The organism is Bacillota bacterium (genome assembly GCA_013314855.1).
GTDB lineage: Bacteria > Bacillota > Clostridia > Acetivibrionales > DUMC01 > Ch48.
Genome location: JABUEW010000054.1, coordinates 18,303 through 27,872, shown reverse-complemented (window position 1 = coordinate 27,872; position 9,570 = coordinate 18,303). Strand labels below are relative to the sequence as shown.

Annotated in this window: 8 protein-coding genes and 1 other annotated feature; of the genes, 7 read left to right on the top strand and 1 reads right to left on the bottom strand. The window is 38.2% G+C overall.

Features of this window, described 5'->3' with window-relative positions; translation table 11 throughout:
* Positions 1–218 precede the first annotated feature (218 nt).
* Positions 219–483 (top strand) — a binding site (T-box leader).
* A gap of 63 nt (positions 484–546) precedes the next feature.
* The 6 genes from ilvB to HPY74_10735 all read left to right on the top strand — a co-directional run bounded on the left by ilvB (position 547) and on the right by HPY74_10735 (position 7,476).
* Positions 547–2,190: a biosynthetic-type acetolactate synthase large subunit gene (ilvB, locus tag HPY74_10760; GenBank protein ID NSW91131.1), complete on the top strand. Its 1,644-nt coding sequence runs from the start codon at positions 547–549 to the stop codon at positions 2,188–2,190.
* A 40-nt stretch (positions 2,191–2,230) separates the two neighbouring features.
* Positions 2,231–2,743, top strand: a complete 513-nt coding sequence (ilvN, locus tag HPY74_10755) for an acetolactate synthase small subunit (GenBank protein ID NSW91130.1) — start codon at positions 2,231–2,233, stop codon at positions 2,741–2,743.
* A gap of 4 nt (positions 2,744–2,747) precedes the next feature.
* Positions 2,748–3,743: a ketol-acid reductoisomerase gene (ilvC, locus tag HPY74_10750; GenBank protein NSW91129.1), complete on the top strand. Its 996-nt coding sequence runs from the start codon at positions 2,748–2,750 to the stop codon at positions 3,741–3,743.
* Positions 3,744–3,940: 197 nt separating this feature from the next.
* The gene (locus HPY74_10745; GenBank protein ID NSW91128.1) at positions 3,941–5,470 is read left to right on the top strand and encodes a 2-isopropylmalate synthase; all 1,530 of its coding nucleotides are present in this window, start codon (positions 3,941–3,943) and stop codon (positions 5,468–5,470) included.
* Between the two features lie 97 nt (positions 5,471–5,567).
* Complete coding sequence (locus HPY74_10740) at positions 5,568–7,133, top strand: citramalate synthase (GenBank protein ID NSW91127.1); 1,566 nt, start codon at positions 5,568–5,570, stop codon at positions 7,131–7,133.
* 85 nt (positions 7,134–7,218) lie between these two features.
* Complete coding sequence (locus HPY74_10735) at positions 7,219–7,476, top strand: hypothetical protein (protein NSW91126.1); 258 nt, start codon at positions 7,219–7,221, stop codon at positions 7,474–7,476.
* A gap of 234 nt (positions 7,477–7,710) precedes the next feature.
* On the opposite strand, the gene HPY74_10730 is transcribed toward HPY74_10735, so the two are convergent.
* Positions 7,711–8,400, bottom strand: a complete 690-nt coding sequence (locus tag HPY74_10730; protein NSW91125.1) for a hypothetical protein — start codon at positions 8,398–8,400, stop codon at positions 7,711–7,713.
* Positions 8,401–8,836: 436 nt separating this feature from the next.
* Between HPY74_10730 and HPY74_10725 the strand changes: the two genes are divergently transcribed.
* Positions 8,837–9,541: a L,D-transpeptidase family protein gene (locus tag HPY74_10725; GenBank protein NSW91124.1), complete on the top strand. Its 705-nt coding sequence runs from the start codon at positions 8,837–8,839 to the stop codon at positions 9,539–9,541.
* The last annotated feature ends 29 nt before the right edge of the window (positions 9,542–9,570 follow it).

Sequence of the window (9,570 nt, the reverse complement as noted above, 5' to 3'; positions counted from 1 at the left end):
GGTTATAGTGTTATCCGATGACTTAAACGTATGGTTAAATTTATGTAATATTATTATATAATTGGATAAAATTACTAACGCAGCCACTATTAATGGATAAGAATAAAATTTTCATGCTTCAGCTCTGAAAAATTCAAAAAGCACTTGACAATAACATTGGGAGCTGATAAAATATTAAACAATTATACTTATTTCAGAAAAAAAGGCATATAGCTTCGAGAAAGGCAATGAAGGGAAAAAGATACATCCAACCACTCAAGAGAGCCGGTGGGTGGTGTTAACCGGTGTGTAGGGTGTGTGTATAGCTCGTCCCGGAGTCGCATCATTGAAAAAACAAGTAGATGATGACGTTGACCACGTTACCGTCAGGGTGCTTCAAACGGCTCCCACTGAGGATATGCTTGACCGTTATATAAAGTTTCGGGAAGGGTATATCGAATCAGGGTGGTACCACGGAGGATACAACGCCCCTTCGTCCCTGCATATGTTGTATGCAGAGACAAGGGGCTTTAGTTTTTTATAGATAGGAGCGGCAGGTGTATAAGAATGAAAGTGACAGGTGCGCAGGCAATAATTAAAGCATTAGAAATTGAAAATGTAACCCATATTTTCGGTTATCCAGGCGCTGCGATATGCCCATTTTATAATGCTTTGCTGGATTCAAATATAAAGCACATACTTACAAGGCATGAGCAAGGGGCTGCCCATGCAGCAAACGGCTATGCCCGTGTAACCGGTAAGACAGGCGTATGTGTTGCTACTTCCGGCCCGGGGGCTACCAACCTTATTACCGGGATTGCTACGGCATATATGGATTCAATACCTATTGTGGCAATAACAGGCCAGGTCCCTACAAATCTTATAGGCAGGGATGTTTTTCAAGAAGCGGATATAACCGGGGCAACAGCTCCTTTTTGTAAGCACAATTACCTGGTAAAAAATGTAGAAGATTTACCAAGAATATTGAAAGAGGCTTTCCATATAGCATCTTCAGGGAGGCCGGGGCCAGTGCTTATTGATGTCCCGATAGATGTACAGAACAGTGAATTACATTTTAAGTATCCCGAAGAAATAGATATAAGGGGGTATAAGCCTACTTATAAAGGACATCCTTTACAAATAAAAAGAATAGCTGAGGCTATAGAGAAAGCAAAATTCCCTGTAATTTGTGCAGGTGGAGGGATTATAAGCGGGAAAGCAAGAGATGAGTTGATGGAGCTGGTAATAAAATGTAATATTCCGGTGGTTACCACATTAATGGGAATCGGATCTATTCCCACAGACCATGAAATGTGCCTTGGAATGCTTGGTTCCCATGGGAGCTATTTTGCAAACTATGCCATACACAATGCCGACCTCATTATAATAATGGGTGCCAGGGTAGGAGATAGGGCTATGGCATCAGCGAATAAAATAGCTGAAAAAGCAAGCATTATCCATATAGATATCGACCCGGCGGAAATAGGAAAGAATATTGATGTTGAAATACCGGTTGTTGGGGATGTCAAGTCAATATTGCAGGATTTACTGCAAGTGGTTAAAAAAGGAGATACTGACGAATGGCTGGAAAAAATCCGGAAGGTAAGGCAAGAACACACAGCCAAAAGAAAAGGTACGGATGAAGATATTGACCAGGATGGAGCAGTAAAGCCTAAATTTCTGCTTAAAATGCTTTCGAAGATGATGGAGGATGATGACGCCGTTATAACCACAGAAGTAGGACAAAACCAGATATGGGCAGCCAATAATTTAACTATACGCAAGCCCGGTAAATTCATAACTTCAGGTGGCATGGGAACTATGGGGTACGGCCTACCGGCAGCGGTAGGTGCAAAAGTAGGTTGTCCCAATACACGGGTAATTACTATAAGCGGGGATGGAAGTTTCCAGATGTCATTGCAGGAGTTGGGGACAATAAAGCAGCACAAACTGGGCATAAAAATAGTTATACTTAACAATTCAAGGCTGGGAATGGTTAGAGAGCTTCAGAAAATGAAATATTGCAGCCGTTATTCCCATGTATCCTTAGAAGATAATCCCGATTTTGTAAAGCTAGCTTATGCTTATGGAATAAATGGCGAAAGGATAACAAAAAACTTTGAAGTGGAGGATGCATTGAAAAGAATGCTATCGGATGACAAAGCATATTTGTTGGATTGTGTTGTAGATCCGGAAGAACCGACACTTTAATATTATGAAATATTATATGTAAACGATAGGGGGCGTAGTAATGGCAAAGCATATACTTTCAGTTTTAGTGGAAAATCATGCTGGCGTACTTTCAAGAGTAGCAGGGCTTTTTAGCCGGAGAGGTTTTAATATAGATAGCCTTGCAGTTGGTATTACTGAAAATCCTGAAGTGTCAAGAATGACAATAGTTGTAGACGGGGATGAGTATACTGTAGAGCAGGTCAGCAAGCAGTTGAACAAGCTTATTAATGTAATAAGGGTAAAAAAACTTGAGGCTCAAGATTCAGTACGGAGGGAACTGGCCTTAATAAAAGTTAATGCCAGTGCTTCTACAAGGTCTGAAATTATTCAGATTGTAGAAATATTCCGTGCCAAGATTGTTGATGTATCCAAGAATACTTTAACTATTGAAGTATCAGGGGATGAAGAAAAAGTTGGTGCATTGGAGGATATGCTGAAACAATTCGGCATAAAAGAAATTGTAAGGACAGGATTGATAGCCCTCGAAAGGGGAAATAGGCATATTAAAGCAAATAATAACGATGAGGAGTGATAAAATGGCAAGGATGTATTATGATAATGATTGTGATTTAGGTTTATTAAGAGGGAAGACGGTAGCAGTTATAGGTTATGGAAGTCAGGGACACGCCCATGCTCAAAACCTATATGACAGTGGAATAAATGTTGTAGTTGGTTTAACTCCTGATTCACAGAGGAGGCGGCAGGTTATCAATGATGGGCTAAAAGTATTAGACACAGCGGAAGCTGCTAAAGCAGCAGATATAATTATGATACTTGTCCCTGACCAGGTACAGGCTCAAGTTTATAAAGAGAGCATAAAACCACACCTGAAGAGTGGTAAGGTACTGATGTTTGCCCATGGTTTCAATATCCACTACAAACAGATAATTCCACCAACTGATGTGGATGTTGTTATGGTTGCGCCTAAAGGTCCTGGACATACCGTAAGAAGCCAGTACAGAGAAGGAAAAGGCGTTCCATCATTAATAGCTGTGTATCAGGATGCATCAGGAAAAGCAAAAGAGTATGCTCTGGCATATGCAGCAGCGATAGGTGCCGGAAAAGCAGGAATACTTGAGACTACCTTTGCTGAAGAAACTGAAACCGACTTGTTTGGAGAACAGGCTGTCCTTTGCGGAGGGGTTACCGAATTAATGAAAGCAGGGTTTGATACATTGGTTGAAGCCGGATACCAGCCGGAAATTGCATATTTTGAATGTATACATGAGATGAAGCTTATCGTGGATCTAATAAACCAGGGCGGATTTGAGTTTATGAGGTACTCAATTAGTGATACGGCAGAATATGGTGACTATATTACCGGTAAGAGAATTATTACCGAAGAAACGAGAAAAGAGATGAAAAAAATATTAGGGGAAATTCAAAGTGGCGCTTTTGCTTCTAAATGGATAACAGAAAACAATGCAGGCGGAAGGGCCCAATTCCTGGCAATGAGAAGGAAAGAAGCGGAACATCAATTGGAGAAAGTTGGCAAAGAGCTAAGAAAAATGATGAGCTGGCTTAAAAAATAAAACCCGATTAATGTATTGCTTAGCGGATAGATTAAATCTAATTTATAAACCTTTGGAAAGAATTAATTGAAAGGTAAAAACAAAGGGTTATATAATGTATTCTTTATGTATACCAAATATAGGAAAATATGTAAAATATAGAAAATTAAATATAACAGTTAAAATAAGGAAATAAGGGGAAGGAATGAGGTGAAATTATGCCTGTACAAATAAAAATATTTGATACTACATTAAGGGATGGGGAGCAAACGCCGGGGGTTAACCTGAATGTTTATGAAAAGGTTGAAATTGCAAAGCAATTGGAAAGATTGGGTATTGATGTAATTGAGGCAGGCTTTGCCATAGCGTCGCCCGGGGATTTTGAAGCAGTGTCTGAAGTAGCTAGGGTTATTAAAAATGTAAGAGTTGCAAGTCTTGCCAGAGCTTTGGAAAAAGATATTGATAGGGCCTGGGAAGCGGTACAACATGCCCGGATGCCGCGTATTCACACATTTATTGCCACATCGGATATTCATATGAAATACAAGCTGAAAATGACTGAAGAACAGGTGCTTGAAAGAGCGGTTCAGATGGTCAAATATGCTAAAAAGTATTGTGAGGATGTAGAATTTTCTGCGGAAGATGCCAGCAGGACAAGAGTAGAGTTTTTGTACAAGGTCATTGAAGAAGTTATAAAAGCGGGGGCTACTGTTGTAAACATACCTGATACGGTAGGGTATGCAACACCGCAAGAGTTTGGGGCGCTTATTAGAGGAATAAGAAATAATGTACCCAATATTGATAAGGTTGATATTAGCGTACATTGTCATAATGATCTAGGGATGGCCGTAGCTAATTCTCTTACTGCAATAGAAAATGGGGCTATCCAGGTGGAGTGTACAATTAACGGCCTTGGAGAGAGAGCAGGGAATGCAGCCCTTGAAGAAATTATTATGGGAATAGATACAAGGAAAGACTTTTATAAAGTGACTCATAAGATAGATACAACACAGATATACAGGTCAAGCAAACTGGTAAGTACTCTTACAGGAATTATTGTACAGCCTAATAAGGCTATTGTGGGGGCCAATGCATTTGCTCACGAATCGGGTATACATCAGCATGGAGTTTTAGCTGAGAAAACCACTTACGAAATAATGAGGCCGGAATCAATAGGGCTTAAACAAAACAGGATGGTGCTTGGAAAATTATCAGGCCGCCATGCTTTTGAGGAAAAGTTAAAAGAAATGGGATATAGCCTTACTGAAGAGCAAATAAAAAATGCTTTTCAGAAGTTCAAGGAACTGGCAGACAGGAAAAAGGATATTTCAGACAAGGATATTGAAGCCCTGGTAGAGGAAAAGGTTGCAAAAATACCGGAAGTTTTCCAACTGGAAACTTACCAGATAAGCAGTGGAAACCGGGTTGTATCAACATCTACCGTCAGTGTAAGACGGAACGGAAATGTTTATACTGAAGCTGCTACAGGAGATGGTCCTGTTGATGCAGCATTTAATGCAATGGAAAGGGCAGTGGGATTCACATTAAGGCTGGAGGATTATAGTCTCAGAGCTGTTACCGGGGGAAAGGATGCCCTTGGAGAAGTCACTGTAAGAGTATCAAAAAACGGTAAGACATTTACCGGAAGAGGAGTAAGTACTGACATAATCGAAGCAAGTGTAAGGGCATACTTGAATGCAATAAACAGGGTATTGAGTGAATTGGGTGAAGAAATAATTGAGCGGTAAATAATTAGGTAGTAAATAATTGAACGGTAAGTTATTAAAAACACTTGTAATTATTTAAGTTTTTATGTTATTATATGTTGCAAGGCAGGTGAGGCAATTGAGAAAAATAATGATATATGACACGACCCTCAGGGACGGTGCTCAAGCCCAGGGCATTTCGTTTACTGTTGATGATAAGTTGAAAATAGCTAAAGTTGTGGACAGCCTTGGGGTAAGTTATATTGAGGCCGGAAACCCCGGTTCAAACCCAAAAGATCTTGACTTTTTCCAAAAGGTGAAGAAGATAGATTTGAAACATGCAAAGATTGTTGCTTTCGGCAGTACTCGCAGAGTTAATACACCAGTGGATGAAGATGTAAATGTTAGGTCTCTTTTGGCAGCTGATACTCCAGCTGTGGCGATATTTGGTAAAAGTTGGGATTTTCATGTGGGTACTGTCCTTAAAACAACCCTGGAAGAAAACCTTAAAATGATATATGATACTATTAAATTTTTTACGAAACTTGGCAAGGAAGTAATTTTTGACGCAGAACACTTCTTTGATGGATATAAAGCTAATCCAGAATATGCTATGCAAACTCTTAAGGCTGCCTATAATGCAGGGGCAGCAAGTATTTGCTTATGTGACACAAACGGTGGGACTTTTCCAAATGACATATCTAATATTACGTTGAAAATAGTTGAAGAAATAAAAGTACCGATAGGGATACACTGTCACAATGATAACGGAATGGCTGTAGCAAATTCAATTGTTGCAGTGCAAGCAGGCGCTTCCCAGGTACAGGGAACTATAAACGGTTTTGGGGAAAGATGCGGTAATGCAAATCTTTGCACAATTATTCCTAATTTACAGATAAAAGCTGACTATGAGTGTATACCAAAAGAAAAATTAAAGGGACTTACTTCCGTTGCAAGGTTTGTAAGCGAAATTGCAAATGTTATACATGATGAAAGGGCACCTTATGTAGGAGGGAGTGCTTTTGCTCATAAAGGCGGCATGCATATAGATGCAGTATTTAAAAATCCAATTTCTTTTGAACACATTGACCCTGAACTAGTGGGTAATAAGCGTAGGATACTGATGTCGGAAGTTGCAGGTAGAAGTACTGTTTTGAAAAAGATTAACGAAGTGGATTCGTCAATAACAAAGGACTCACCGGAGGCAAAAGCTATAATCGATAAGTTAAAAGAGCTTGAACATGAAGGCTACCAATACGAGGGTGCAGAAACTTCATTTGAAATTGTAATAAGAAAAATGTTAGGCAAATACAAACCTTTTTTCAATCTTAACAAGTTTAAAGTTATTGTAAATGAACCTTCAGTCGATAGTGTTAATTCATCGGCTATGGTAAAAATAAGGGTTGGGGAACAGATAGAAATTACTGCGGCAGAAGGATGCGGACCTGTAAATGCTTTGGATAATGCCCTTAGGAAGGCTCTTGAGAGATTTTACCCTGAAATAAGAGAAATGAAATTAACTGATTACAAGGTCAGGGTATTGGATTCCGAATCCGCTACTGCTGCAAAAGTAAGGGTGTTAATAGAGTCTACCGATGGAAAGGATGTATGGACTACTATAGGGGTATCTACCGACATAATTGATGCAAGTTGGAAAGCATTGGTAGATTCTATTGAGTATAAATTAATAAAGGATAGAAGCTAATAATAGTTACTAATAAAGGATGAAAGCTAATAGCAATTACAGTATAATAGTATAAAAGCTAAGCCCAAAAAAAGGGGGATAAGAATTGAAACTTGCCGGAAAGCTGATAAAAGGCACAAAAATAGCGAAAAAGGCGTTCTTTGAGAAGAATGACAACTCAATGTCGTACACGGATATGCTTGAAGAATGTCTTATAGGGCTTTGTAAAGAACTAGACATACCTGTACCAATTTGGATGAAAAAGAACACTCATGAATTTGCTGCTTTCCAGAGGACATTTTTCTCTAACGACCAGTTTGCCGAAAAAGTAAATTTTGACAGGTTTGAGATAAGGCTTGAGTAATAATGCTAATTACATATGGCAGCCAGACTTGGGCTTAGAGCATCCGATATCTGTAATCTTAAGTTTGAAAATCTGCCGTGGGAGCAGAATACGATTTTTCTCATCCGGTAGAAGACCGGGAGAAGAATTGAACTTCCAACACATACAATGCCCTCAAATCACCAACTTTACACAGCACAGTGACAGACAACTCCTGCTTCTTCATCAGAAGAATACATTTCAGCGAAAAGGGGATTACAAGGCATCAGGTTTTTTATGCTTTTTAGAAGACACATTACGGGTGAATTTAATAATTATTATTAGTGTTATGGCAATAACTACAGCTATTATAGCAGCTATTACAAGGGATATAATTACTTTTTTGCTTATATGGGTGCGTTCGGTTATAAAATAAAAGTCATCTTCAGGAAGCTCGTTAAAATGTGTGTAATACAACTTATTGAATTTATTTGGCTCCTTGATTTCAAAGTTAAAGTTCGAATAAAAGCTATAGTTTTCCGGAAGCTCGATGTATATGCTCAAATTCTTAAAATCATTCCAATACTTTGCAGGCTGCAAGTAATATGCAAAAAATTGCGTGTTGCGGTCAAAACCGCTGTATTGTTCGTATTCCAGCTTCAACGTTGATGTTTTGTTGCTTTCCAGCGATATATCGAATAATATAAGAACGGGGTTTCTGTAACCATAAAAATCCACTTTTTTATCATTATATAAAAAATGGTGAAACTTCTCCCTGTCAACATTAAAAACTTCATAGTAATCAATTTCGCTTGTATAAGTATAATCGATAACCATATTGTCCTGGGTTATGGCAAGTCTTTTGGCGTAACCCCTAATACTGACTTCGTCGCAGGGGAAAGCAATTTTTACATTCATGGCATTTTCTGAAGTATTAATAATTTTATATTCAACGCAGACGTCCATAAATATACTCCGCCCGAATAATTTTTTTCTTATGTTTTTAAAATATAGGTTTTCACCTAATATATTAATATTTGATTCATGGTAAGGAACTATTACCCCATATTGCTTCGGCGACAACTTACTTGGAGCGCCATTCGCATAAACGGACGCAGGCAACAATAGAATTAGTAAAAAAATAATAAGAGTACATATCCTTTTCATATGAATCACGACTATCCTTTTCTCATATATTACAATACTTATTATAACATAATCATTTTATAACATAATTATTAACAAAAGTAAATATTTGTAATAAAATTAATATGGAATATAGTAATGTATTTTTATTTCCTATTTACTTCTACTGCCAAAAAACAATAAATGATAAAATCAATTCTATATCTTTATACCTTCACATATGAATAAAATGTAGCATGTGGAGGTGTTTTTTGTTGTGGTAAGAAAAAAGGTGATATGGATATTATTATTTGTGCTTGTTACATTGAGTATTATTCAAATAATAATAGATTACAATTATGAGAAAAAATGGTATAATTCTGTAATCAGTACTGCTAAAAAGCCTGAATATGTTATCTTTATTGAAATAGAGGATAAAACCCTTTACCTTCTGGAAGATGGGGAATGCATAAAAAAATACCCAATAGCAACAGGAAAACCGGGTTACCCGTCTCCAATCGGGTACTGGAAAATTATAACCAAAGACACTTGGGGAGAAGGCTTTGGAGGAAGGTGGATGGGGTTAAACGTACCCTGGGGTAAATACGGTATCCACGGTACTACAATTCCAGGCTCAATAGGTTATGCAGCAAGTCATGGATGCATACGCCTGTATAACAAGGATGTAAGAGAACTGTATAATATAGTTCCCCACGGTACTCCTGTTATTATAGTAAATGGGCCTTTTGGTCCATTTGGTACAGGTTTCAGAACTATTGAACCTGGAGATAGGGGGGCTGATGTAATGGCCATACAGAAGAGACTTAAGGAGCTTGGTTATTTTAAAGGATGGGTTTCAGGTATTTATAATGATGACCTGAAATATGCAGTTCAAAAGTTCCAGAAAGATAAAGGCCTTCCAATAAGCAATACTATAAGCAAAAAGTGTTGGGAGGCCATGGGATTCCTGGAATTTGAATGAATTATATCAAAAGGTGAAAATACTGGATT

Excerpts from the sequence above, each read along its gene's own strand:
- ilvB (NSW91131.1), top strand. The coding sequence starts at position 547 with ATGAAAGTGACAGGTGCGCAGGCAATAATTAAAGCATTAGAAATTGAA.
- ilvN (NSW91130.1), top strand. The coding sequence starts at position 2,231 with ATGGCAAAGCATATACTTTCAGTTTTAGTGGAAAATCATGCTGGCGTA.
- ilvC (NSW91129.1), top strand. The coding sequence starts at position 2,748 with ATGGCAAGGATGTATTATGATAATGATTGTGATTTAGGTTTATTAAGA.
- HPY74_10745 (NSW91128.1), top strand. The coding sequence starts at position 3,941 with ATGCCTGTACAAATAAAAATATTTGATACTACATTAAGGGATGGGGAG.
- HPY74_10730 (NSW91125.1), bottom strand. The coding sequence starts at position 8,400 with ATGGACGTCTGCGTTGAATATAAAATTATTAATACTTCAGAAAATGCC.